The organism is Glycomyces arizonensis DSM 44726 (assembly GCF_000482705.1).
In the GTDB taxonomy this organism is placed as follows: Bacteria; Actinomycetota; Actinomycetes; order Mycobacteriales; family Micromonosporaceae; genus Glycomyces; species Glycomyces arizonensis.
The window spans coordinates 89,561-113,882 of record NZ_AXWO01000002.1 but is presented as its reverse complement, the minus strand read 5'-3'; the positions used below and the strand labels follow the sequence as shown (position 1 = coordinate 113,882).

Here is a 24,322-nt window from a genome sequence, read left to right as displayed (position 1 = left end):
CGGTCGGTTACCCGGGCGCGGACGCGCTCAATCCTCGCGTTCAGGCCAGTAGGTCGTCCTCCCAGCCGTGGGGGCCGGTACCGGGGCCTTTGACGCCCTTGACGAGCCGGTAGTGCTCGGCGCCCATGGATTCGGCGCCGAGGCGCTCGCCGAGGACGGTGAGCCAGTCGCCCTCGGCGATCTGGGTGGGGTAGGCGCGCATGGCGGCCATCTTGCGTTCGGCGGCGGCCCGGTCGCCCCCGACGCAGGCGTCGACCTCGTCGTCGCCGACGCCGAAGGGCAGCTCGTCGACCGACGCGACGCCTTCGAAGGGGTTGTCGGTGGCGCCGGTGAACGCGTCGAAGTGCTCGGCGAGGACGCTCCTGGGAATGGTGGTCCAGTAGAGCTTCCGGACCTCGTGGGCTTCGCCGAGCTCGGGCCGCCAGGCGGGGTCGGCGGCGAGTTCGGCGGCGCGCATGGCGACGCGGTGGGCCTGGATGTGGTCGGGGTGGCCGTAGAAGCCGTCGGGGTCGTAGGTGACCAGGACTTCGGGGCGCCGGTCGCGGACGATCTCGGCCAGGAGCGCGGCGGCCTCATCGACGTCGGCGCGCCAGAACGCGCGCGGGTGGTCGTTCGAGGGCAGGCCCATCATCCCCGAGTCCCGCCAGCGGCCGACGCCGCCGAGGAAGACGGTGTCGGCGACGCCGAGCGCTTCGGTGGCGTGCCGGTACTCCCAGTAGCGGAAGCCGCCGAGCTGGTCGGCCTCGGCGGCGGCGAGCATGGCGAGCTCGGGGACGCGGACCTCGCCCTCCTCGCCGAGGGTGCAGGTGACGACGGTGACGCGGACGTCGGGCCGGGCCGCGTAGTGGGCGAGGGTGCCGCCGGTGCCGACGGTCTCGTCGTCGGGGTGGGCGTGGACGAACAGGATGCCGCGTTCGGTCATGCGCCAAGGGTAACCGCGGGCGGACACCACGAGAGGACAGACGCCTCATGAGCTGCTTTTAAACCCATGAACAATACCGATTCATTCTGAGACATGCTCGTCATTGTGATCAACCCCATGTCTTGTGCGCCTTGCGATGGCGCTATCCTGCGCTGAGCGAGCAGTCAGCCCGCATTGTCCGGCTTTCTCGCGCGAAGGGGCGCTGATGACCACCACCGACGACACGTCCGTCTCCGCACCGCCGCGCGCCGCGATCGCGGCGCGCACCTTCAGGACCGACAACTGGATGCGTCTGCCGGTGCTCACCGTCATCGGCCTCACCGCGTGGGTGGCGTACGCGACCTTCCGCGTGTTCTACCAGGGCGACTACTGGGTGGCCGACTACCACTACCTGACGCCGTTCTACTCCCCGTGCGTCTCGGAGGGCTGCGTCCCCGAATCCGCCCACTTCGGACGGTTCCTGCCGGACCACCCGCTCCTCCCCTACGCGGCGCTGAGCCTGCCGTTCCTGCTGGTGTTCCGGCTCACCTGCTACTACTACCGCAAGGCCTACTACCGCTCGTTCTGGCTCTCCCCGCCCGCCTGCGCCGTCCCCGACGGGCACGCGAAGTACACCGGCGAGACCCGCTTCCCCCTCATCGGCCAGAACCTGCACCGCTACTTCTTCTACGCCGCCTTCCTCATCTCGGTCATCAACACCTACGACGCGATCCTGGCCTTCCACTCCCCCGAGGGCTTCGGCTTCGGGCTGGGGAACCTGGTGCTGCTGGCCAACGTGGTCTTCCTGTGGTGCTACACGTTCGGGTGCCACTCGTGCCGCCACATCATGGGCGGGCGGCTGCGGCACTTCTCGAAGCACCCGGTGCGCTACCGGCTGTGGACGATCTCGAGCACGCTGAACAACCGCCACATGATGTGGGCCTGGATCACCCTCGCCTCGCTGGCGCTGACCGACTTCTACGTCATGGCGGTCGCGGCCGGCTGGTTCCCCGACCTCCGCTTCATCAACTAGAAGGACAGGCAAGCAATGAGCGAAACCGCCAACGAGGTCGAACGGCTGTCCTGCGACGTCCTCATCATCGGCGCGGGCGGCGCGGGCCTGCGGGCCGCCGTCGAGGCCCGGCTCGCCGGCAAGCGCGTCATCGTCATCTCCAAGTCGCTGTTCGGCAAGGCCCACACGGTGATGGCCGAGGGCGGCGCGGCGGCGGCGATGGGCAACGTCAACTCCCGCGACAACTGGCAGGTGCACTTCCGCGACACGCTGCGCGGCGGCAAGTTCCTCAACAACTACCGGATGGCCGAGCTGCACGCCAAGGAGGCGCCCGAGCGGGTCTGGGAGCTGGAGACCTACGGCGCGCTGTTCGACCGCACCCCCGAGGGGAAGATCAGCCAGCGCAACTTCGGCGGGCACGAGTACCCGCGCCTGGCGCACGTGGGCGACCGGACCGGCCTGGAGCTCATCCGCACCCTCCAGCAGAAGCTCGTCTCGCTCCAGCAGGACGACGCCGCCGAGACCGGCGAGTTCGAGGAGCGGCTGCGCGTCATCGACGAGACGACGATCACCGAACTGTTCACTTCGGATGGCGCGGTCCGCGGCGCCTTCGGCTACCGGCGGAACACCGGGCGGTTCCTCGCGATCGCCGCGCCAGCGATCGTCCTGGCCACCGGTGGCATCGGCCGCTCGTTCAAGGTCACCTCGAACTCCTGGGAGTACACGGGGGACGGTCACGCGCTCGCGCTCCGAGCCGGGGCGAGCCTGATCAACATGGAGTTCATCCAGTTCCACCCCACCGGGATGGTCTGGCCGCCTTCGGTGCGCGGCATCCTCGTCACCGAGTCGGTGCGCGGCGACGGCGGCATCCTCAAGAACTCCGAGGGCAAGCGGTTCATGTTCGACTACGTCCCCGAGGTGTTCAAGGGGCAGTACGCCGACAGCCCCGAGGAGGCCGACGGGTGGTACACCGACCCCGACCACAACCGCAGGCCGCCCGAGCTGCTGCCGCGCGACGAGGTGGCGCGGGCGATCAACTCGGAGGTCAAGTCCGGGCGCGGCTCAGAGCACGGCGGCGTCTACCTCGACATCGCCTCCCGGCGGGACGCCGAGTACATCATCAAGAAGCTGCCGTCGATGCACCACCAGTTCAAGGAACTGGCCGACGTCGACATCACCAGCGAGCCGATGGAAGTGGGCCCGACCTGCCACTACGTCATGGGCGGCGTCGAGGTCGACGCCGACACGGCCGCGTCCAGTGTGGCCGGACTGTTCGCCGCGGGCGAGGTCTCCGGCGGGATGCACGGCTCGAACCGCCTGGGCGGCAACTCGCTGTCGGACCTCCTCGTCTTCGGCAAGCGGGCCGGCGAGCACGCGGCCGCGCACGCCGAGCGGTCCGGCCCGGCCGAGCTCGGCGAGGACGAGATCGCGAGCGCCGCGGCGACCGCGCTGCGCCCCTTCGAGGGCGAGGGCGAGAACCCGTACGAGCTCCAGGCCGCGCTCCAGGCGGTGAACGGCCGCCTCGTCGGGATCATCAGGCGCGCGAGCGAACTGGAGGAGGCCCTGGTCGAACTCGAGGCGCTGCGCCCGCGGGTCGCGAACGTCGCGGCCACCGGCGGCCGCGCCTACAACCCCGGCTGGCACCTGGCGCTGGACCTGCGGAACATGATGCTGTGCTCGATGGCGACCGCGAAGGCCGCGCTGGAGCGCGACGAGTCCCGGGGCGGCCACACGCGTGAGGACGCGCCCGGCATGGACCCGCAGTGGCGCAAGACGATCCTGGTCTCCACGCTCGAGGACGGCGAGGTGCGGCTGCGGCGCCAGACGGCGGCGCCCATGCCCGACGAGATATTGGCGCTGTTCGAGACCAGCGAGCTGGCCAAGTACATGACCCCCGAGGAATACCAGAGTGCCGACAGGGCCGAAGCGCCCGAGGCAGGCCAGGAGGACGCCGAATGAGCACGCGAACCTTCCGAGTGTGGCGCGGCGACGACGAGGGCGGCGAACTCGCCGACTTCGACGTCGAGGTGAACGAGGGCGAGGTGGTCCTCGACGTCATCCACCGCATCCAGGCCGAGCAGGCCCCGGACCTGGCGGTGCGGTGGAACTGCAAGGCGGGCAAGTGCGGCTCGTGCTCGGCCGAGGTGAACGGGATGCCGCGGCTGATGTGCATGACGCGGATGAACCTGTTCGACGAGGGCGAGACGGTGACGGTGACGCCGCTGCGGACGTTCCCGGTCATACGGGACCTGGTGACGGACGTGTCGTTCAACTACGAGAAGGCCCGCCAGATGCCCGCGTTCGCGCCGCCGGAGGGCGTGGCGCCCGGCGAGTACCGGATGCAGCAGGTCGACGTGGAGCGCAGCCAGGAGTTCAGGAAGTGCATCGAGTGCTTCCTGTGCCAGAACACGTGCCACGTGGTGCGCGACCACGAGGAGAACAAGCCGCCGTTCTCGGGGCCGCGCCTGTTCATCAGGGCCGCCGAGCTGGCGATGCACCCGCTGGACGCGCGGACGGACCGCCGCGAGACGGCGCAGGACGAGCAGGGGCTCGGCTACTGCAACATCACCAAGTGCTGCACGGAGGTGTGCCCCGAGCACATCCACATCACCGACAACGGGATCATCCCGATGAAGGAGCGCGTGGCGGGCGACCGCTACGACCCGCTGGTGTGGCTGGGCCGCAAGATCTTCCGCAAGGACAAGAAGAGCGAGCAGGCCTGAGGCCCCCGCCGCTAGTCGTCGGCGGCGGTCACGACCTTGACCTCGACGTCGATGTTGCCGCGAGTGGCGTTGGAGTAGGGGCAGACCCGGTGTGCCTTGGCGACCAGTTCCTCGGCGGCGGCGCGCGGAGCGCCGGGGGCGGCGACTTCGAGGGCCGCCGAGAGCCCGAAGCCCTCACCGGCCTTGCCGATGCCGACGACCGCGGTGACCGCCGAGTCGCCGAGGTCCACCTTGGACGCGCGGGCGACCGCCTGCAGCGCACTGTGGAAGCAGGCGGCGTAGCCCGCGGCGAACAGCTGCTCGGGGTTGGCCTTGCCTCCAGGACCGCCGAGCTCCTTCTGGACGGCGAGGTGGAGGTCGACGAGCCCGTCGTCGGTGGCGACGTGGCCGTCGCGGCCGGCGCCCGAAGAGGTGGCGTGCGCGGTGTAGAGCGGCTCCATGGTTCTCCTTCTGCTGCGGTGCGGTGTCCCCTTGCATGATGCCAGCGAGGCGTGCCCCGCGGTTTCGGCTCGGTGCTCCGGCGTCGGACGGATCAGACCCGCAGCCACGAGCCGATGTCGCGCAGGGCGGCCTCGGGGTCGTCGCCGACCTCCGGGGCGAGGTTGCCGCCCATGAGGAGCTCGGTGAAGCCGTGCACCAGCGACCAGGCCGCGAGCGCGGCCGGGTTGTAGGTGCGCTCGGTGCCGTCGGCGTCGCGTTCACCGGTGCCGCGGTAGAGCGTCGCGCGGGACCGGGCGGCGGCCCGCACGAGCTCGGGGTCGTCCTCGTGGAGGAGCTCGGGGCGGAACATGGTCGCGAAGTAGGCCCGGTTGTCGACCGCGAAGCGCATGTACGCCACCCCCACCTCGGCGAAGTCGCCCGTGGACTCCCAGACGCGCTCCAGGGCGTCGGCGAAGCGCTCGTGGCCCTCGGCGGCCACGGCGGTCAGCAGGCCCGCCTTGTCGCCGAAGTGGTGGGCCGGGGCGGCGTGGGAGACCCCCGCCCGCTTGGCGACGGCGCGGAGGCTCAGCGAGCCGGGCCCGCCTTCGGCTATGGCTTCGACGGCGGCCTCGATCAGGGCACGGCGCAGATCGCCGTGGTGGTACGAGTCGTTCACGCCATGAACCTTAGCGCAGATCTTGACATCGTCAAGACACCGCGATATCTTGACAGTGTCAATTTTTTTCGAAAGGTGCGGTCCAATGCTGGAACTCAGCGACGACTCCCGCACGATCGCCGGGATCGTGCTCCTCACCGTCGTCACCGTCGAATTCGGCGGGACCTTCCTGCTCAAGATCGTGCGCGGCAAGGTGCCCATGACCGACTTCCAGAAGTCCTTCGCCCGCGCCGGGCACGCCCACGCGGGCATGCTCGTCACGCTCGGCCTGGTCTGCCTGATCCTGGCCGACGCCACCGGCCTGACCGGCTTCGCCGGGTGGCTCGCCCGCGCCGGGGTGCCGCTGGCGGCGATCTTCATGTCCGCCGGGTTCTTCCTGTCGTCCATCGGCAAGGACGTGACGCGGCCCAACGGGCTCATCGCGCTCCTGTGGCTCGGTGCGGCCCTCCTCGCCGCGGGCGTCGTGACCTTGGGGGTGGGCCTGCTGACCGCCTGAGCGCGCCCCTGGCCGGGCCCCGGGCGGCACCGCTAGGCTTGTATCCCGTGAAACTCAGCATCGGTATCGTCGGTCTGCCCAACGTCGGCAAGAGCACGCTGTTCAACGCGCTGACCCGCGCGGACATCCTGGCGGCGAACTATCCGTTCGCCACCATCGAGCCGAACGTCGGCGTGGTGGCCGTGCCCGACGACCGGCTGCCGAAGCTGGGCGCCATCTACGACTCCGAGAAGATCGTCCCCGCGACGGTCACCTTCGTCGACATCGCCGGGCTCGTCAAGGGCGCCTCCGAGGGCGCGGGCAAGGGCAACCAGTTCCTGTCCAACGTCCGCGAGTGCTCGGCGATCGCCCAGGTCGTGCGCGTCTTCGAGGACGGCAACGTCACCCACGTCGACGGCAAGGTCTCGCCCGTGGACGACATCGAGACGATCAACACCGAGCTGATCCTCGCCGACCTCCAGACCATCGACAACGTCCTGCCGCGCCTGGAGAAGGAATCGCGCATGGACAAGTCGAAGCAGCCGAAGGTCAAGGCCGTCAAGGAGGCCCGCGAGGTCCTCGACGCCGGGAGGACCGTCTTCGCCGCCGGACTCGACACCGAGCTGCTCTACGACCTGCACCTGCTCACCGCCAAGCCCTTCATCTACGTGTTCAACGTGGACGAGGACCAGGTGGGCGACGAGACGCTCGCGGCCAGACTGCGCGCGGTGGTCGCGCCCGCGCAGGCGGTCGTCCTCGACGCGAAGTTCGAGTCCGAGCTGGTGGACCTGGAGCCCGATGAGGCCCGGGAGCTCCTCGAGTCCACCGGCCAGACCGAGCCGGGCCTCGACCGGCTCGCCAGCGTCGGCTTCGCGACACTGGGCCTCCAGACCTACCTGACCGCCGGGCCGAAGGAGAGCCGCGCCTGGACGATCCCGCAGGGCGCCACGGCCCCCGAGGCGGCCGGGGAGATCCACACCGACTTCCAGCGCGGCTTCATCAAGGCCGAGATCGTCTCGTTCGACGACCTCATGGAGGCCGGGAGCGTGCAGGCCGCCCGCGCGGCGGGCAAGGCCCGCATGGAGGGCAAGGACTACGTCATGGCCGACGGCGACGTCGTCGAGTTCCGCTTCAACGTCTGATCGCTGATCTGGTCGCGCTGCGCCCCGGTTGTCAATGACGGCCGGGATGGGGCGAGCAGGCGGGGCCGAGTGTGACGCCGCCTCACGACTCGAGGATGCTTGACAGCCGGACAATCGGTTTCCCTTTGGATTCCGCGTAGGCGATCTCGCGGCGAGTGGACTCGCCGATATAGCTTCCGGGATCGACGACAAAGACCACATCCGCAACGTCGATCTTCTTCAGGTGGAGTTCGTCGAGCGTGCGCTTCTGATCGGTCGTGATGGCGTCTCCGCGGTGCTGAAAGACTGCTGGTGCCAGCACTATGGTCCCGGCGAGAGTGAATTTACGGTTTGCTTCTGCCATATCGTCACGAAACCTCGTGGAGCCGCAGATACAGACGATCTGCGGTGAGCCACCTGTCGCCGTGCTCAGTTCGCTGGGCACATCCCAGTCGGTCGCGTCCGGCGCGAGTTTTTCATCAGCCGTGAGTTCTGCCATCAACTGTTCCAGGGGACGAGCCGGGAGACCTTGGATCTGAGGTCGAGCACGTCGAGTTCGCAGTCCTGTCGCATATGTTCGATGTCGCGAACGAGCTCCGCATATGAATTGCCGAACGGGCGAATTGAGCTCTTGGTGTATCCAAGCTCACTGTTGTCGGTGGGGTAGAGCTCACGGGTCATCCAGCTCTGCTCGCCGGTCTCCTCAGGCACTTCAAGGCTGACTACGCACCTCCGCTTTTGCATGGCCTCAGCGTACCTGCGGGTCCGACAGTGTTGTGAGTGCGCCCTTACGCACAGCGCGGGACTCGGAACCGGTGCTGGATGACCGCTAACGCTGACGTAACGTGGTCGAGTTCCGCTTCAACGTCTGATCCGCCGGGGCGGCCCGCCCCGGTTGCGGACGGGCGCCGCGGAGGCGGAGCATTCCCGTCATGACACACGCGAACAGCGCAGGGGCCTCGACCGAGGCGCTCGAGACGCTCCGCACTCCGCTGACGCGGTACTGCTACCGGCTGCTCGGCTCGGCGGCCGACACCGACGACGCCGTGCAGGAGACGCTCATCCGGGCCTCGCGCAGGGCGGAGCAGTACGATCCGGCGCGGGCGCGGCTGACCACGTGGGTCCACCGCATCGCCACCAACGTCTGCATCGACATGCTCCGCGGCGCGAAGCGGCGCGCGCTGGCGATGGACCTGGGACCGGCCGCCGACGGCGGCGAGCTCGGCGCTCCGCTGCCGGCGGACCGCTGGGTCGAGCCCATGCCGGACCGGCGCCTGTTCGGCACGGGCGATCCGGGGGCGACCGTGCTGGAGAAGGAGACGGTGCGCCTGGCCTTCATCGCACTGCTCCAGCGGCTCGCGCCACGTCAGCGCGCAGTGCTGGTATTGCGGGACATCCTCGTCTTCTCCTCCAAGGAGACCGCCGCGATCCTCGGCACCACGGTCCCGGCGGTGAACAGCGCGCTCCAGCGGGCCCGCGCGGTGCTCGAGGCCGACCGGCCCGACGCGGCCGACGTGCTCGACCCGGGCGACGCCGAACAGCGGGAGCTGCTGCGCCGGTACGTCGCGGCCTTCGAGTCGCACGACATCGCGGCGATGACCGCGCTGCTGCGCGAGGACGCGACCGCGTCGATGCCGCCGTTCACGTGGTGGCTGCTGGGCGGCGAGCGGATCGCCGCCTTGATGACCTCCAGCGACGCGTGCGACGGAGACCGGCTCGTCCCGACCGCCGTCAACGGCGCGCCCGGTTTCGGGCAGTACCGCCCGGACGCCGAGGGGCGGCTGCGCCCGTTCGCGGTCATCCTGGTCGAGCCGCGCGGGGGCCGCATCGCCCGGATCGTGACGTTCCTGGGCACGGCGGGCCGCTTCGAGGAATTCGGGCTCTCCGAGCGCCTCGACCGGCCCACTCCCTCGGAGTGACCGGCGCGCATCGCCTCGCATTTCCGAGCGCCTCGATCGACGGTTCGAGGTCTGGGCGGGGAAGACCCCCGAAGCCCGGACTTCCCGAGCGTCTTGACCGATGAGTTTCCTCCGGCCCGGTCGTACAAGGAGTGACACACGACCGAACCAGGAAGGACCTCAGCACATGGACGGCAACGATCCCCGATTCGCCGAGCAGACCCACGCCGAGCGCGAGCGGCTCGCCGCGCTCTTCGCCGAATTCGGACCCGAGCAGTGGGCGGCGGCCTCGCTGTGCGAAGGCTGGAGCGCACGGGAGGCGCTGGCGCACATGACGATGCCGTTCCGGCTCTCGCCGCTCGGCTTCCTCGCCGGGATGGTGCGGTCGCGGTTCCGGTTCGACCGGTTCGCCGACCGGGACGCCCGCGCCGCGGCGAAGGCGATGAGCGGCCGGGAGCTGGCCGAGCTCTACGCGGCGAACATCCGCCACCCGTGGCGGCCGCCCGGGGGCGGGCAGGCGGGTGCGCTCTCGCACGACGTGATCCACGGGCTGGACATCACCGAGCCGCTGGGGCTGCCCGCGCCGCCGCCGGAGCGGATCGCCCTGGTGCTCGGCTCGGCCGGGCCGGGGAACTTCGACTACTTCGGCGTCGACCTGGCGGGCACGCGCCTGGTGGCGACCGATGCCGAGGCCACCGTGGGCGAGGGAGCACCGCGCCGCATGCCGGCCAAGGACCTCCTGCTGGTGGTCACCGGCCGCCGAGCGCTGGCCGACATCGACGACGCGTAGCGGCGGGGGAAGCCGTGGCGAAGCGATCGCGCGAGCTGGAGCAGGCGGCGGGCACGACCTGCCGGCATCGATCAGCGGCCCGGCGACGCGGGCGCTGTGCGGAGCGGGCCTGACGACGCTCGATCGGGTGGGGGCGTGGAGCGAGGTGGAACTGCTCGAGCTGCACGGCATGGGGCCGAAGGCGTTGGGAGCTATCGTCGAGGCGCTGGAGCGCCGAGGCCGCTCGCTGCGGCGGATCCGGGACGGACCGCCGGCCCGTCCCGGTGCGCTTTATTGGTTCCTTCTGCGCCAGCGGGCGAAACGGCCCTTGGAGAGGTGGGAGCCCTCCTCGGCCGCGAGCTCGCCCGCTATGGTGATGTAAGCGCTCTCGACGCGCCCGGCGAAGGTCACGTCGGTGAGGCTGACCCCGCCGTCTCTCATGAGGACGATGAGCGTGGCGTGGTCGGATCTGGTCACATCCGGACGGACGTTGAGCGTGTCGGCGAAGATCTTGATCTGCTCGGCGAGAGCGGCGTGCTGGGACTCGTCGAGCGGCAGCGTCCGCGCGAGACGGCCGTCATCCGCTTCCCAACCGTTGAGCTCTCTGAGTGCATCCAACAGCACGTTGTCGTCTTGCTCCGTTCTCCCCATATGGCACCGTCGCCATCTGTATAGGCTGTGCACATAAACGGCCCTGGCGTAACCGGGCGACAGCCGATCAGTAAAGTCGTTCTCTAACGGTTCCGACGACACGAGGGGCGTTCGTGTCTGAATTGTCGCCGTATCTTTATCGTTTCTGAACCGAGTGTTCCCCTTCGCTCAGCTTCTGTCCAGGGTGGCATAGGAGACATATCAGTAATAACGGATATTTCGGTCCAGTTCTTGCCTGTTTTAGTGCTGGCGGAGGCGATTCCTGGCTGTTCAGTCCAGCGAATATCCCCCGAAAGTATGACCTCAGCTGTGAATCTCAACAGGTCGCAGAGTGTTACATCCCGCGCCGAACAGGCTCAATTCGCAACCTCCGAGAACCCGCCATCGGCGAGACTCCACCTCTCCCGCAACCCGAAGACGGCGGCACGCTCTGGCCCGAGGGCAAGACGCCCCGCGCCACCCCTCCCGCAGCCCGAAGGCGGCCCATTGCCCCGTCCCCGCCCGACCCTGCTGACACGAACGCGACCGACCGCCAACCGCGACCCCGCCCGGGCCACCGCCACCCGGAACCCAGCGCCGGGCGCCCGACCCCAGCTGACAGGAGCGGGGGACCTCACGTGGAGTTATAGCCTGTAATCCACTGTTAGATTATAGGATATAAGATATAGGATACATATTATATCTTATAAGAAATATCGGTCCTTCACGCGCCCGCTGCGATCGGCGCGGTTAGACTGCGCGGCGTGATGGAACCCCGTGCCATAGAACCGCGTGTCGTCGTCGGCGCCGCGATCCTGGAGGGCGAGAAGGTCCTCGCCGCCGCCCGCTCCTACCCGCCCGAACTCGCCGGGCTCTGGGAGTTCCCCGGCGGCAAGGTCGAGCCCGGCGAGACCGAGACCGACGCCCTGCGGCGCGAGTGCCGCGAGGAGCTCGGGGTCGAGATCTCGGTCGGCGAACGCGTCGGCGACGATCTGATGGCCGGGGGCGGCCGCTTCCTGCTGCGGGTCTACCGCGCGAGCCTGCGCGGCGGCGAGCCCGAGGCCCTCGAACACGCGCGCCTGCGCTGGCTCGCCGCCGACGAGCTCGACGACGTCCCCTGGCTGCCGGGCAACCGCCCGGTCCTCCAGGCCCTCCGCGAACTGCTCTGAGGGCGACACCGCTCAGCCGACGGACCGATGAGGGCGATTTCAAGGGCGGCTTTACCGTCACGGCGCCTTCGGCGCGGCGTTCGGAGACCGCGAGTCCGTCCGAGAACGTAGCGCGCGGACGAAGCGACGCGGATACGGCCCGTTCCGATCGCATGGCGGCCGCGCGCCTCATCCCGGCGCCTCAGAAGAACGTCCGCACCGCGTCCACGACGCGGCCTCCGCCGTCGACGACCGGGATCAGGTTCCACTTGTCGAACGACGTGCACGGGTGCGACAGCCCGAGCTCCACCACGTCGCCCACGCCGAGGCCCGCGACGTCGCCGGTCACGAACAGGTGCTGGTCGCTGATCTGCGAGCACTGCGCGCCCTTGATCCCCAACGGCAACGGCAGACCCTGATCGAAGGGCACGTCGCGCCTTCCCGCGTCGAGGACGGCCAGCTCCGGCTCGGGCCGCGACAGGACCCGTGCCCGCGCCCGCAGCGCCGGACGCAGCTCCGGGCCCGAAGCCCCGCGTCCCGCGGGCGCGATACGGGCGTAGAAGCCGTGGTCGTGGACCAGGTACGAGCCCGCGCGCAGCACCACCTCGGCCTCGCCCGACAGTGGCGCCAGCACGGCGGCCACGCGGTCGTAATAGGCGCTGCCGCCCGCGGTCACCATCGGCCGGTCGGTCTCGAAGTCCAAGGCCGCGAACAGCCCCGCTAGGTCTTCCAGATAGGCGTCGACGGCCGCCAGCGCGGCCGGATCGGTCCCCGCGGTCACGGCGCCCTCATATCCGGCCACGCCGACCAGGCGCAGATTCGCCGCATCGCGGACCGCCGTCGCCACCGCATAGGCGTCCTCGACGCTGCGCGCCCCGCAGCGCCCGCCCACCGCGCCGAGCTCCACGGCCACCTCTATCGGCCCTCCCCCGGCGCGCGCGAGCACGTCGACGGCGGCGAGCGAATCGGCGAAGACGGTGACGCTCACGCCTTCCCGCGCCCACTCGCCGAGCCACGCCACCCCGGCCGGGCTGGTGATCTCGTTGGCGATCAGCACCCGTTCGACGCCGAAGGCGCGGGCGACGCGCGACTGCGGCAGGTTGGCCACGGTGATCCCGACGGCTCCGGCGTCAAGCTGGCGGCGCCACAGCTGCGGCGCCATCGTCGCCTTGCCGTGCGGGGCGAGGGCGAGGCCGCGATCGGCGCACCAGGCGGCCATCGCCGCGAGGTTGTGGTCGAGGGCCTCGGACGAGAGGGTCATGACGGGTGTGTCGAGTTCGTCGAGGCGAGGCCTGGAGGCCAGCCAGGAGGAGAGTGTTCGTCCGTGCGCCGAAGCGGGAACGGCCTTGTGCCGCCAGTCGAGGACCTCACCGCGCAGACTGCGGAGCTGGGAGTCGTCCATCGCACACCTCTTGAAATAGGAATGTATCTTTACTATATGACTGCGAAGTCCGCCATCCACACCACCGCCGCTCCGGCCCCCGCCCACGCCTTCCCGCAAGGCGTCCGCAAAGGACCGCTCCTCCAGGTCTCCGGGCAGGGCCCGGTCGACCCCGACAGCGGCGAATACGTCCACCGCGGGAACGTCAAAGGCCAGACCCTGCGCACCCTCGAGAACGTCCACGCCATCCTCACCGCCGGAGGCGCGAGCTTCGACGATGTCATCATGCTGCGCGTCTACCTCGCTCACCGCGAGGACTTCCACGCCATGAACGAGGCCTACGCCGAGTTCGTCGCCGCCCACACCGGCAAAGAGATACCGTTGCCGTGCCGCACCACCGTCATCTGCGCGCTCCCCAGGGAGGAAATGCTGGTGGAGATCGACGCGCTGGCGGCCGTGGACTGAAGAACCGAAGCGGACTGAAGTGGGCCGGACGAACCGCCCGAGCCCGAAGGGCTCCCGCACGGCCGAGTACGAAGGGCCCCGCATGGCTGAGCTGGACGTCGTCATCCGCGGCGCCGACATCGTCGACGGCACCGGCGCCGCCCGGTTCCGCGCCGACGTGGGCGTCAAGGACGGCCGCATCACCGCACTCGACGCTCACTCCGGCGCTCGGCTCGACGGCAAGCGCGTCATCGACGCCGGAGGGCTGGTGTGCGCGCCCGGCTTCATCGACATGCACGCCCACTCCGAGCTGGCCGTCCTCACCGACCACGACCACCTCGCCAAACTCGGCCAGGGCTGCACCCTGGAGGTGCTCGGGCAGGACGGGCTCAGCTACGCGCCGGTCGACGAGGTGACCGCGCCGCAGATGTGGGAGGCCATCGCCGCCTGGAACGGCCGCCCTGACGGCGTGGACTTCTCGTGGCGTTCGGTCGGCGGCTACCTCGACAGGGTCGACCGGGGTTCGCCGACGAACGCGGCCTATCTGGTCCCCCACGGCACCGTCCGCATGCTCGCCATGGGCTGGGACGACCGCCCGCCCACCGAGAGCGAACTGCGGACCATGCGAGCGCTCGTCGCGACCGGCATGGAGGAGGGCGCGGTGGGCCTGTCGGCCGGACTCGGCTACGCGCCGGGCATGTACGCCGACACCGCCGAGCTCATCGCGCTGTGCGAGGTCGTCGCCGGGTACGGCGGTTACTTCGGGCCGCACCAGCGCAGTTACGGCGCGGGCGCGCTCGAAGGCTACGCCGAGATGATCGCGATCGCCCGCGCCTCAAGGTGCGCGCTGCATCTGGCGCACGCCACCATGAACTACGAGGTCAACGCCGGGCGCGCCGGTGAGCTGCTGAAGCTCGTCGACGAAGGGCTGGACGAAGGTCTCGACATCGGCCTGGACACCTATCCGTATCTGCCGGGCATGACAATGCTGGCGGCGCTGCTGCCGAGCTGGTCGGTCGAGGGCGGCTACGGCGCGCTCGCCGATCGACTCGCGAACGCCACAACGCGCGCGCAGATCGTCCACGAACTCGACGAGGTCGGCACCGACGGCGCGAACGGCGTGCCGGTGGACTGGTCGCGGATCGAGATCTCCGGTGTCACCAAGCCGGAGCTGAGGAAGGTGGTCGGGTCCACGGTCGCCGACGCGGCGCGGGCATCGGGCGCCGAGGCCGCCGAGTTCTACTTGGACATCCTGGCCGAGGACGATTTCGGCACCGGGTGTCTGATGCACGTGGGCAATGAGGAGAACGTGCGGCTGATCATGCGACACGGGACGCATACCGGGTCGACCGACGGTGTGCTGCACGGCGATCGGATTCATCCGCGCGCGTGGGGCAGCTTCGCGAGGTATCTGGGGCACTACTGCCGCGAGCTTGGTCTGTTCTCGCTTGAGGAATGCGTGGCGCACCTGACGGGCCGCCCGGCGCGGCGGCTCGGCTTGGCCGACCGCGGGATCGTCGCAGAGGGGAATGCCGCCGACCTGGTGCTGTTCGACCCCGATACGGTCGCCGCGCGAGCCACGTTCGACGAACCGCGCCGCCAGGCCGCGGGGATCCCATACGTGCTCGTCAACGGCCAGATCGCGATCGACGATGGGAAGCGGACCGAAGCGCTCGCGGGGAGATCGGTGCGCCGCCGGGACCGCGCCTGAGGGATCTTCGAGGCCGGGCGCCAGAGCGCACCGGCCCTACTCGGATGGCAACGGCCCGTCCGAAGTCCGCACCGTCACCGAGCGCCCCGGCTCCGACCCAACTGGCACAGCGCCCAGATCGAACGCGAAACCCGCAAGGCCGTCACCAATCCGGCAGCCCGCCACCACCTCCCGGTCAGCACATCGCCCCGATTCTATAGGATATATCATATAGGATTTCTCTTGGGTGTTATAAGATATAAGCTTGCGAGTGACGCTCGGGTGCGACGGCGGGGCGAGCCGTTGTCACGAAGTCCCCAGGACGGCCCTCCACAGCGCCGCCGCACCCGGTCGATGCCGAGCCCCAGACGTTCCAGCCGGGGCCCAGCGGTTCAGGAGTTCCCTAGCAGTTGAGCTCCTCCAAGGTGAACGGCAGCTCGTTGGTGGTTCCGCCCTCCACCTCGACCATGTCGAAGTCGGCCGCGTACCCGTCCTTCGAGACGATCACCGTGTAAGTGCCGTCGTCCAACCAGTACGAGTACCCGCCTTCCTCATCGGTCAGCAGGTGCAGCGTCTCGCCGCCGTACTCGCGGATCTGGACCTGCACCGACTCCAGCAGCGTCTCCCCGCCGTCGCAGTCGGCGCTCTCCACCGTCCCGACGAGCTTGCCCTGCTCGTTCTTCGGAACGACCAGCATGGACACGTCGATGACCGGCTTCTCGTACGGGCTCACCACGTTCAACGACAGCGTGGCGGTGTACGTGCCCGGCTGGTCGACGCCGAACTCCTCGGTCGCGGTCGTCTTGACGTTCACCGTCACCGTCTCCCCTGCGGGCACGGTCACGGAGTCGGCCTCGACGGTCAGCCACGAGGTGTCCGACGGATTCCCGTAGCCCATGATGCTGAAGCCGCCATCGCCGACATCGAACGAGACGATCCCGTCAGCGGTGCCCGAGTTGGTGATCTTCAGCTTGTGTGTCCACGAACTGCCCTGCTGCACATAGGAGTTCAGAGCCGTGGAGCTGACGGAGATCTCGGGGGTGCCGACCTCGAAGTCCGCGGTGGTCACCCCGTCGGGAACGATCTCGACCGTCTCGACGGCGGAACCGAAGTCGTCCACGACCGCCTCGAACGCCGACTCGCCGCTACCGGCCGCGAACGTCCAATAAGCGCCGTCCGCGTCCGCGGTCCCGGAGTAGCCCGAGCCGAGGTGCGTGACGCGGGCGCCTTCGAGCGGGTCGCCGGTGGCCATGTCGGCCACCGTGCCGCGCACGAGTCCGCCCGCGACCGGCGCGCATTCGGCGGCGTCACCGACGAGGACGTTGTCGATCTGCCACCACCAGGCCCAGTCCTCGTTGTCGGTGTAGTGGAACTTGACCCGGGCCTCGGTGGCGTCGGCCCATTCGGACAGGTCGACCGAGATCGAGGTGTCGCGGGCGCTCCCGTCGGACGCCCACGCCTCGGCCCAGGTCCGGCCGCCGTCGGTCGAGACCGCGACGTCCGCTTCGGTGTCATAGGACCCCTGGTAGTAATCGGTGTCGAACGTCAGCGTCGGGTCGTCCACACTCGACAGGTCGAACACCGGCGAGATGAGGTCGGTGTCCATGAGCTTGCTGCCCGATCCCTGCGCGTCGGAGTTCGCCGTCGCGAACCCGCCCGAGCCGGGCGTGCGGTTCCCCTCGTCGCCGAAGTCGTCGAAGCGCCACGGCTCGACGCCGCGGTTGACGACGCTCCAGCCCGCCGGGGCCGCCTCGGTCTCGAAGCCGGTGCCGATGGGGCCCAAGGCGTAACCGGGGGCGATGCAGCCCTCGGCGATCGGGACCTCGATCAGCGTGTCGGCCGCCGAGACGACGCCGACCGTGACGTCCTGGTATCCGGGGTAGTCGGCCTCTACGGCCAGCTCCCACTCGCCTTCGGGGAGGGTGATCGAGAACTCGCCGGTGAGCGGGTCGGTCACCGTCGAGACCTCGCCGCCGGTGGTCGAGACGGTCGCCGCGAGCGGCCAGCCGTGCCCCGAGCCGTCGACGACGGTGCCGGTCACCGTGGTGGACGGCACGGCGGTGAGCGTGGCGTCGAACGCGGTGGTCGCGTCGACGGTCACGGTCACCGAGCCGGTGGCGTCCTCGTAGCCGAACTTCGAGACCGTCACCTCGTAGGTGCCCACCGGCAGGCGCGGCACGCTGTAGGCACCGTCGGCGCCGGTGGTGGCGGAGCGGGAGAACTCGCCGGTGAAGGCGACGGTCGCGTCCTCGATCGGCGTGCCCTCGGCGTCGGTGACGGTGCCCTCGACGGCGCCGGTGTCGCCGATCGGCGAGGCCAGCACCGCTTCGAGCGCGTCCAGTCGGCCGTGGCCGTAGACGTTGTTCAACTCCTCGGTGCCGCCGCACTGGTCGTCGGCGGTGGCGTGAGCGGTGGAGGTGAGCGCCTCGTAGACGGCGTCAAAGTCGCCTTCGAGCGCGGGAGCGGCCGACAGCATGAGCGCGATCGTCCCGGCCACGTGCGGCGCGGCCATCGAGGTGCCGTCGCCGTAGGCGTAACCGCCGCCCGGGTAGGCGGAGCGGACGTTGACGCCGGGCGCGGCCAGGTCGGGTTTGACCTGTCCGTCGCGGCCGGGGCCGCGGGCGGAGAAGTCGGCGATGACGTTGTCGACGTCGTAGGCGCCGACGCCGATCACGTTGGGGTACAGGCCCGGAGAGCCGGCGGATTCGCAGCCGAACTCCCCGTTGTTGCCCAACGAGAAGACCGGGATGATCCCGGCGGCGTGCCACAGGGCGATGACGTCCTCATAGAACGGGTCGTCGATCGAGTCGGTGGTGCCCCAGGAGTTGTTGACGATGTCGGGCGCCTTCGACGGGTCGGGGTCGTTCCCCTCGGAGTCGGTGGGCGCGGCGATCCACTCCCCGGCCGCCAGAAGCGTCTCGGCGTCGGGGCAGCAGGCGTTGACGGCGATCCACTCGGCGCCGGGGGCGACGCCGATCTGGTTGCCTTCGCCGTCGTCGCCGACCATGGTGCCCATGGTGTGGGTGCCGTGGCCGTCGTAGTCGCACGGGGCGTCGCTGTCACAGACGCCTTGGATGTCGTAGAAGTTGTAGTCGTGCGTGAAGGTGCCGTCGCCGTTGTTGCCGCGGTAGTGGTCGACGAGCGTCGGGTGGGTGTAGTCGACGCCGGTGTCGATGGAGGCGATGACGACTCCGGAGCCGTCGAAGCCCATGTCCCACACGTCGGGGACGTTGATGTTGTCCAGGCCCCATTCGGTGGTCTCGGGTTCGACCTCCATGGCCACGGGCTCGATGAGCTTGTAGTCGGGGGCCTCGACGACTTCGGCGACCTCGTCGAAGGCGACGATGTCGGCGAGGAGGTCGGCGTCACCGGTGACCTTGATGGTGGAGGAGGCCCAGAAGGACTCGTAGTCCGCTCCGGCGTCGTCGAGGGCGGCGGCCACGTCGGCCTGGGACTCCTCGGCGAATTCCCTGGCCGCCTCTACGGCGGCGGTTCCCTTGTCCGTCTTGGCGTCGGCGCTGAAGGCCGGGTGGTAGTCGGGGGCTCCTTCGAACCGTACCCAGAGTTCGGCCTCGCCTTCGGCATCGATGGCGGCGAGGAGGTCGGCGTCGACCTTCTGATCGATCAGTGCGTCGACGTCGCTCTCGGGGGCGGCCCAGGCGGCGCTACCGGCGAAGGCCGATACCAGCACACCTGTGGAGGCGATCGCGAGCGTTTGACGCCATCGTTGTGACTGTGTCACGACGGCTCCTGTTCTGTTGGGGGGCTTCGGCGCCGGGATTGCCGACGCCGCCGCTTCGGGTGTGGCGGGGAACACTTGTTTCCCCGCGAGCCACCGTGCCAGTCCACACGAGAATGCACAAGACCCCACTTTGCACACATGGGGGGAAGTTCGCGCTTCAGGGAAGTAACGGACAGGCGGCCGAAACGGAGCGCACCGCATCGAAAGATAAGAAGCTTGTCAATTTATCGACACCCCTAGCTCGCGCCATTACTGTCCGTAATGGACAAAAAGGACTCAGCGCGCGACGCGGCGAGCACGCCGCGAGACACCCTCAAGGACATTGAATAGTGATGAATATCACAATAAGGTTCAAGTATTGCGCGGGCGGCCAGACGGTCCACGATCCGCCCAGGGCGCGGAGCGCGGTATCCGAGTCCGCTTGTCCGCTCGCAGTGCCGGTGCGCGACTCACCGGCCCCCTTGGCGAGGCTTGCGAGCCCTGAATCGGCCTCGCCGCGAGGACGGAAGGGCGCCCGGATACCGGTGGCGCCTCGGGGTGCCCTGGCAACGCAGCAAGCAGGCGCGGCCTGCCGCCGCGCAGCGGCGCCCGGTTCGGGTGATGGCAGGCCGACGGGCCGGATGACCCCGTTCGGGGTTCGAGAACCGGCGTCAGAAGTCGAAACCGCCGAAGTCGCCCCCGAAGTCCCCTCCGAAATCGCCGCCGCCGTCGCCGCCGAAGTCACCACCGTCACCGGCGTCACCGGTGTCACCGCCCGCGTCGCCTCCATCGGCGCCCGCGTCGGCCGCGGCGCCCTCGACCATCCCGCCCGCATACGCCGGGGCGAGCATCGCGTCGAAGATCATCACGCCGACCAGGGCCCCGCCGACCCCCGCGAGCGCGGGCTTCCACCACGGCGTGTTGTACCAGCCGGCCGGGACGGGGCGCCCGTCCACCCTGCCACCCGGGTAGTAGTGGCGGTTCTCGTCGTCAGGGGTGGGCGAGCCGGTGTACGAGCGGCCCTCGACGTCGGCCGACACCCGCTCGGTGAGCGCGCCGGTGCCGCGCTGGCCGGGCAGCTCGGGCACCGCCGGCCCGGGGTCGATGCCCATGGCCTCGCGTCCGGCGCGGATGTAGTGGAGTCCCTCGATGGCCGTCTCGCAGGCCAGCCGGTACTGGCGGATGCTGGAGGCCGACTCGAGCTGCGACCCGGCGGCGGTGTAGCGCTCCCCCGCGTCGGCCAGCGCCTGGCTCGCGGCCGGGTTGTCCCCCGGCGCGCTCAGGTTCATGGTCTGGCCGCCGAGGCGCTCGTACAGGCGCCTGGCCTCGGCCTCGGCGTCGGCCAGCTCGCGCTCGGCGCGCCGCTTGTTGGTGTAGACCACGAAGGCGATGACCGCGATCGCGATGACGAGCAAGGTCAACCACAGTTCCATGAACCGAGCCTACCCGCGCCGGCGCCCCTAGACTGTCCCGTATGACTTGGGTCCTACTGGCAGTGGTGTGCCTGGCCGCGGGCGCGGCGGGCGGATGGTTCGCGGGGCGCTCGCGGCAGGCGGCCGAGCTGGCGGGCGCGACGGCCCGGCTCGAGGCGGCCGCCGACAACGAGGAACGGCTGGAGGCCAAGCTGAAGACCGTGGCCTACGAGGCCACCGACCACTCTAGGCACGCCGTCGGCGAAGTGCTCGCCCCGATCGCGGAGACGCTGGCGCGCTACGAGACGCGCCTGGGCGACGTGGAACGGGCGCGGCTGGACGCCTACGCGCAGTTGCGCATCCAGCTCTCGGGCGTCGCCGACATCTCCGAGGAGCTGCGTGACCAGACCGGGCGGCTGCTGGGCGCACTGCGCTCGCCGCAGGTGCGCGGCCAGTGGGGCGAGGTGCAGCTGCGGCGGCTGGTGGAGGCGGCCGGGATGGTCGAGCACTGCGACTTCTCCCAGCAGCTGTCCTCGGCCGTGGACGGGCGGGCGGTGCGCCCGGACCTGGTGGTGCGGCTGTCGGGCGGGCGGTGCGTCGTCGTGGACGCGAAGGCGCCGCTCCAGGCGTACCTGGAGGCGCTCGAGGCCGACGACGAGCACGCGCGCGAGGCGTCGCTGCGCACGCACGCCAAGCACCTGCGGCGGCACGTGGAGTCCTTGGCGGGCAAGGAGTATTGGCGGGCCTTCGACGACACGCCGGAGATGGTGGTGCTGTTCGTGCCCGCCGACGCGTTCCTCGACGGGGCGCTCAAGTCCGATCCGGCGCTGCTGGAGGACGCGTTCGCGCGCAACGTGGTGGTGGCGTCCCCGGCGACCTTGATGGTGCTGCTGCGCACCGTGGCGCACACGTGGCGGCAGGAGGCCCTCGCCGCGCACGCCAAGGAGGTCCACCAGCTCGGCCGGGAGCTCCACGAGCGACTGGCGACGGTCTCGGGCCACTTCGCGCGGCTCGGGTCGTCGCTGGAGGCCGCGGTGGGGTCGTACAACGCGGCGGTGGCCAGCGTCGAGTCGCGGCTGATGGTGACGGCGCGGCGCTTCAGCGAACTGGAGGTGGCCGCGGCGCCGCCCGAACCTATAGCGCCGGTCGTGACCCCGGCTCGCAAACCCGTCTGGGAGACTGCTCAGGAAGCCGTCGGCGACGCCTACAAGCCGTAAGTCGTCACTCTCGGCAACACCCGCGGGCCTATAACCTATAACTTCGCCCCAGCGGCCTTCAGGTCGCGGACGAGTTCGCGCGGCAGCTGGAAGGTGATCTTCTCCCTGACCGGCTCGACCTCATCGACCTCGCCGAAGCCGCGCTCGGCGAGGTGGTCCAGGACTTCCCGGACCAGGTTGTCCGGCACCGAGGCACCGGACGAGACGCCCACAGTGGCGGCGTCGTCCAACCAGGACTCCTCGATCTCGTGCGCGAAGTCGACCAGGTACCCGGCGCCGGCGCCGTGCTGGACGGCGACCTCCACGAGCCGCTTGGAGTTCGAGGAGTTCTGCGAGCCGACGACGATCACGACGTCGCAGTCGGCGGCGATGTCCTTGATGACCTGCTGGCGGTTCTGCGTGGCATAACATATGTCATCACTGGGCGGGTTCTGGAGCATCGGCAGGCGCTTCTTGAGCCGGTCGACGGTCTCCATCGTCTCGTCCACCGACAGCGTCGTCTGCGAGAGCCACACGACCTTCTCGGGGTCGCGGACCTTCACCGCGTCGACCGAGTCGGGGCCGTCGACGAGCTGGATGTGCTCGGGGGCCTCCCCGGAGGTGCCGACGACCTCCTCGTGGCCCTCGTGGCCGATGAGCAGGATGTCGTAGTCGTCGCGGGCGAAGCGGCGGGCCTCCTGGTGGACCTTCGTCACCAGCGGGCAGGTGGCGTCGATGGCCTTCAGGCTCCGCTCCTCGGCCTGCTCGTGGACCTCGGGGGCGACGCCGTGGGCCGAGAAGACGACGACCGAGCCGGGCGGCACCTCCTCGTTCTCCTCGACGAAGACCGCGCCCTTGGACTGGAGGGTCTCGACGACGTGGCGGTTGTGCACGATCTCCTTGCGGACGTACACGGGAGCGCCGTAGAGCTCCAGCGCCTTCTCGACGGTCTCCACGGCCCGGTCCACGCCCGCGCAGTAGCCGCGGGGCTTGGCCAACAACACTCGCTTGGGGTCTGCCACGCCTCGATGGTAACCGGCGACCCGGTTTTGTCCCAGGCGAACGTTAGGCTGGCGGCGTGACCGACGCAGCGCACAGGGCACCCCAACGAACCGGCACCGGACCGAACGCGCCCATGAGCGCGGAGAACCCGTGGCCGCTGCGGGTGGTCTCCAAGAAGATCGGGGACTGGGTCGCGCGATTGGGCGAGGTGTGGACCGAGGGGCAGATCACTGAGATCAGCCACCGCGGGCGCACCGTCTATCTGACGCTGCGGGACCCGTCGGCGGAGGTGTCGATGCGGGTCGTCGACTTCACCGGTGCCGCCGCGGCCGCCGATCCGCCGCTGCGGGACGGCGCCCAGGTCGTCGTGCGGGCCCAAGCGCAGTGGTGGGACAAGAACGGGTCGCTCTCGCTGCACCTGCGGGAGATCCGCCAGGTCGGGCTCGGGGAGCTGCTCGCGCGCCTGGAGCGGCTCAAGAAGCTCTTGGCCGCCGAGGGCCTGTTCTCGGCCGACCGCAAGAAGCCGCTGCCGTTCCTGCCCTATCGGATCGGGCTCATCACGGGGCGGGCCTCGGACGCGATGCGCGACGTGCTCAAGAACGCCCGCGCGCGCCTGCCCGCCGCCGACTTCGACGTCCGCGAGGTCGCCGTGCAGGGGCCAAGGGCGGTCACGGAGGTGTGCGCGGCGCTCGCCGAGCTCGACGCGGACCCGGACATCGAGGTCATCGTCATCGCCCGCGGCGGTGGCTCGATGGAGGACCTGCTGCCGTTCTCCGACGAGACGCTGTGCCGCGCCGTGGCCGACGCCGCCACGCCGGTGGTCTCGGCGATCGGGCACGAGCCGGACACGCCGATCCTCGACTACATCGCCGACTGGCGCGCCTCGACGCCCACCGAGGCGGGCAAGAAGGTCGTGCCGGACCTCGCCGAGGAGCAGCGCGGCCTCAACATCAGCCGCACAAGACTGCGCCAGAGCCTGAACGCGCTGCTCACGCGCGAGGAGGACGGGCTCGCCGCGATGCGGGCCCGGCCGGTCCTGGCCAGGCCCCGGACGATGCTCGAATCGCGAGCGGAGGCGGTCGAGAACCTCACCCACCGGATGCGCGCCCGCATCGACTCGCGCCTGGAGCGCTCGGTGGACGATCTGGGCCACCTGCGGGCGCGATTGCGGTCCCTCTCGCCGCAGTCCACACTCGACCGCGGCTATGCGATAGTCGCGGACTCGGGCACCGGCGCGATCCTGCGCGACGCCGCCGACGCGGGCGAGCGCATCCACGTCCGCCTCGCCGCGGGCAGTCTGCAAGCAGCCGTCACCGAGAAGGAAGAGGGTCCATGACCGACAGCGCGAACCGCACGGAGAACCTGACCTACGAGGAGGCCCGGGCCGAACTCATCGCCACCGTGGAGCAACTCGAAGCGGGCGGCGCCACCCTCGAAGAGTCCCTGCAGCTGTGGGAACGCGGCGAGGCCCTCGCCGACCGGTGCCAGGCCCATCTCGAAGGGGCCAGAGAACGCCTGGACGCCCGCACTGCGGCAGAGACCGACGATTGAGCTTATATTCTATAAGATATAACCTACAGGTCCCCATTGGGCGATCGCCCGATTCGCCGCCGGCGATCACGCCACCGCCTTCGACGGACAGCCCGCCGCCGCGACACCACCGGTGACGATGAGGGCGGCGGCGGCACGATCGAGGCTCGCCG

General features: G+C 69.8%; 22 protein-coding genes and 1 pseudogene. 13 read left to right on the top strand and 10 right to left on the bottom strand.

Features of this window, described 5'->3' with window-relative positions; genetic code table 11:
- Nucleotides 1-40 precede the first annotated feature (40 nt).
- Nucleotides 41-922, bottom strand: a complete 882-nt coding sequence (gene mshB, locus H613_RS0103245) for an N-acetyl-1-D-myo-inositol-2-amino-2-deoxy-alpha-D-glucopyranoside deacetylase (RefSeq protein ID WP_026922675.1) — start codon at nt 920-922, stop codon at nt 41-43.
- Between the two features lie 205 nt (nt 923-1,127).
- Between mshB and sdhC the strand changes: the two genes are divergently transcribed.
- The 3 genes and pseudogenes from sdhC to H613_RS0103230 form a co-directional block, all read left to right on the top strand.
- Nucleotides 1,128-1,934: a succinate dehydrogenase subunit SdhC gene (gene sdhC, locus H613_RS0103240; RefSeq protein ID WP_026922674.1), complete on the top strand. Its 807-nt coding sequence runs from the start codon at nt 1,128-1,130 to the stop codon at nt 1,932-1,934.
- Between the two features lie 15 nt (nt 1,935-1,949).
- Nucleotides 1,950-3,872 carry a fumarate reductase/succinate dehydrogenase flavoprotein subunit gene (locus H613_RS0103235; protein WP_026922673.1) on the top strand — a complete coding sequence of 641 codons (1,923 nt, stop codon included), beginning with the start codon at nt 1,950-1,952 and terminating at the stop codon, nt 3,870-3,872.
- Nucleotides 3,869-4,612: pseudogene (locus H613_RS0103230) on the top strand (succinate dehydrogenase/fumarate reductase iron-sulfur subunit); the annotation flags it as partial. The gene H613_RS0103235 and the pseudogene H613_RS0103230, both read left to right, overlap by 4 nt.
- Nucleotides 4,613-4,647: 35 nt before the next feature.
- Here H613_RS0103230 and H613_RS0103225 read toward each other — a convergent pair.
- Together H613_RS0103225 and H613_RS0103220 are read right to left on the bottom strand one after the other, a co-directional pair.
- Nucleotides 4,648-5,076: an organic hydroperoxide resistance protein gene (locus H613_RS0103225; protein ID WP_026922671.1), complete on the bottom strand. Its 429-nt coding sequence runs from the start codon at nt 5,074-5,076 to the stop codon at nt 4,648-4,650.
- A gap of 92 nt (nt 5,077-5,168) precedes the next feature.
- Nucleotides 5,169-5,732: a TetR/AcrR family transcriptional regulator gene (locus tag H613_RS0103220; protein WP_035735917.1), complete on the bottom strand. Its 564-nt coding sequence runs from the start codon at nt 5,730-5,732 to the stop codon at nt 5,169-5,171.
- Nucleotides 5,733-5,817: 85 nt separating this feature from the next.
- Between H613_RS0103220 and H613_RS0103215 the strand changes: the two genes are divergently transcribed.
- Both H613_RS0103215 and ychF read left to right on the top strand, forming a co-directional pair.
- Nucleotides 5,818-6,228, top strand: coding sequence for a hypothetical protein (locus H613_RS0103215; RefSeq protein ID WP_026922669.1), 411 nt, complete (start codon nt 5,818-5,820; stop codon nt 6,226-6,228).
- A gap of 47 nt (nt 6,229-6,275) precedes the next feature.
- Complete coding sequence (gene ychF / locus H613_RS0103210) at nt 6,276-7,349, top strand: redox-regulated ATPase YchF (protein WP_026922668.1); 1,074 nt, start codon at nt 6,276-6,278, stop codon at nt 7,347-7,349.
- An 82-nt stretch (nt 7,350-7,431) separates the two neighbouring features.
- On the opposite strand, the gene H613_RS0103205 is transcribed toward ychF, so the two are convergent.
- Together H613_RS0103205 and H613_RS0103200 are read right to left on the bottom strand one after the other, a co-directional pair.
- The gene (locus H613_RS0103205) at nt 7,432-7,827 is read right to left on the bottom strand and encodes a hypothetical protein (RefSeq protein ID WP_245598449.1); all 396 of its coding nucleotides are present in this window, start codon (nt 7,825-7,827) and stop codon (nt 7,432-7,434) included.
- Nucleotides 7,827-8,072 carry a hypothetical protein gene (locus H613_RS0103200; protein ID WP_156925799.1) on the bottom strand — a complete coding sequence of 82 codons (246 nt, stop codon included), beginning with the start codon at nt 8,070-8,072 and terminating at the stop codon, nt 7,827-7,829. Before H613_RS0103200 ends, H613_RS0103205 begins: the two co-directional genes overlap by 1 nt.
- A gap of 188 nt (nt 8,073-8,260) precedes the next feature.
- Between H613_RS0103200 and H613_RS0103195 the strand changes: the two genes are divergently transcribed.
- Both H613_RS0103195 and H613_RS0103190 read left to right on the top strand, forming a co-directional pair.
- On the top strand, nt 8,261-9,247 hold the full coding sequence (locus H613_RS0103195; protein WP_026922665.1) for an RNA polymerase subunit sigma-70: 987 nt from the start codon (nt 8,261-8,263) through the stop codon (nt 9,245-9,247).
- A 166-nt stretch (nt 9,248-9,413) separates the two neighbouring features.
- Nucleotides 9,414-10,016, top strand: a complete 603-nt coding sequence (locus H613_RS0103190) for a maleylpyruvate isomerase family mycothiol-dependent enzyme (RefSeq protein ID WP_026922664.1) — start codon at nt 9,414-9,416, stop codon at nt 10,014-10,016.
- Nucleotides 10,017-10,286: 270 nt separating this feature from the next.
- Here the strand turns inward: H613_RS0103190 and H613_RS24085 are convergent, their stop codons facing one another.
- The gene (locus H613_RS24085) at nt 10,287-10,613 is read right to left on the bottom strand and encodes a hypothetical protein (protein ID WP_211234684.1); all 327 of its coding nucleotides are present in this window, start codon (nt 10,611-10,613) and stop codon (nt 10,287-10,289) included.
- 779 nt (nt 10,614-11,392) lie between these two features.
- Between H613_RS24085 and H613_RS0103180 the strand changes: the two genes are divergently transcribed.
- Nucleotides 11,393-11,794 (top strand): (deoxy)nucleoside triphosphate pyrophosphohydrolase, encoded by a 402-nt coding sequence (locus H613_RS0103180; RefSeq protein ID WP_035735914.1) that lies wholly within the window; start codon nt 11,393-11,395, stop codon nt 11,792-11,794.
- Between the two features lie 181 nt (nt 11,795-11,975).
- Here H613_RS0103180 and H613_RS0103175 read toward each other — a convergent pair whose 3' ends face one another.
- Nucleotides 11,976-13,175: a type III PLP-dependent enzyme domain-containing protein gene (locus H613_RS0103175; protein WP_051392883.1), complete on the bottom strand. Its 1,200-nt coding sequence runs from the start codon at nt 13,173-13,175 to the stop codon at nt 11,976-11,978.
- Nucleotides 13,176-13,211: 36 nt separating this feature from the next.
- On the opposite strand from H613_RS0103175, the gene H613_RS0103170 reads away from it, so the two are divergent.
- Nucleotides 13,212-13,619 carry a RidA family protein gene (locus tag H613_RS0103170; protein ID WP_026922661.1) on the top strand — a complete coding sequence of 136 codons (408 nt, stop codon included), beginning with the start codon at nt 13,212-13,214 and terminating at the stop codon, nt 13,617-13,619.
- Between the two features lie 91 nt (nt 13,620-13,710).
- Nucleotides 13,711-15,309: an amidohydrolase family protein gene (locus H613_RS0103165; protein ID WP_026922660.1), complete on the top strand. Its 1,599-nt coding sequence runs from the start codon at nt 13,711-13,713 to the stop codon at nt 15,307-15,309.
- A 382-nt stretch (nt 15,310-15,691) separates the two neighbouring features.
- On the opposite strand, the gene H613_RS24080 is transcribed toward H613_RS0103165, so the two are convergent.
- Together H613_RS24080 and H613_RS0103155 are read right to left on the bottom strand one after the other, a co-directional pair.
- Nucleotides 15,692-19,030 carry a S8 family serine peptidase gene (locus tag H613_RS24080; protein ID WP_156925798.1) on the bottom strand — a complete coding sequence of 1,113 codons (3,339 nt, stop codon included), beginning with the start codon at nt 19,028-19,030 and terminating at the stop codon, nt 15,692-15,694.
- A 650-nt stretch (nt 19,031-19,680) separates the two neighbouring features.
- On the bottom strand, nt 19,681-20,442 hold the full coding sequence (locus H613_RS0103155) for a hypothetical protein (RefSeq protein WP_026922659.1): 762 nt from the start codon (nt 20,440-20,442) through the stop codon (nt 19,681-19,683).
- Between the two features lie 41 nt (nt 20,443-20,483).
- Here H613_RS0103155 and H613_RS24075 point away from each other — a divergent pair, with 41 nt between their 5' ends.
- The gene (locus tag H613_RS24075; protein ID WP_051392881.1) at nt 20,484-21,638 is read left to right on the top strand and encodes a DNA recombination protein RmuC; all 1,155 of its coding nucleotides are present in this window, start codon (nt 20,484-20,486) and stop codon (nt 21,636-21,638) included.
- Between the two features lie 35 nt (nt 21,639-21,673).
- Here H613_RS24075 and H613_RS0103145 read toward each other — a convergent pair whose 3' ends face one another.
- Nucleotides 21,674-22,639, bottom strand: coding sequence for a 4-hydroxy-3-methylbut-2-enyl diphosphate reductase (locus tag H613_RS0103145; RefSeq protein WP_026922658.1), 966 nt, complete (start codon nt 22,637-22,639; stop codon nt 21,674-21,676).
- A 113-nt stretch (nt 22,640-22,752) separates the two neighbouring features.
- On the opposite strand from H613_RS0103145, the gene xseA reads away from it, so the two are divergent.
- The gene (gene xseA / locus H613_RS0103140) at nt 22,753-23,955 is read left to right on the top strand and encodes an exodeoxyribonuclease VII large subunit (RefSeq protein ID WP_026922657.1); all 1,203 of its coding nucleotides are present in this window, start codon (nt 22,753-22,755) and stop codon (nt 23,953-23,955) included.
- A complete protein-coding gene (locus H613_RS0103135) occupies nt 23,952-24,170 on the top strand; it encodes an exodeoxyribonuclease VII small subunit (protein ID WP_026922656.1) in 219 nt (72 codons plus the stop codon). Before xseA ends, H613_RS0103135 begins: the two co-directional genes overlap by 4 nt.
- Nucleotides 24,171-24,322: the final 152 nt, after the last annotated feature.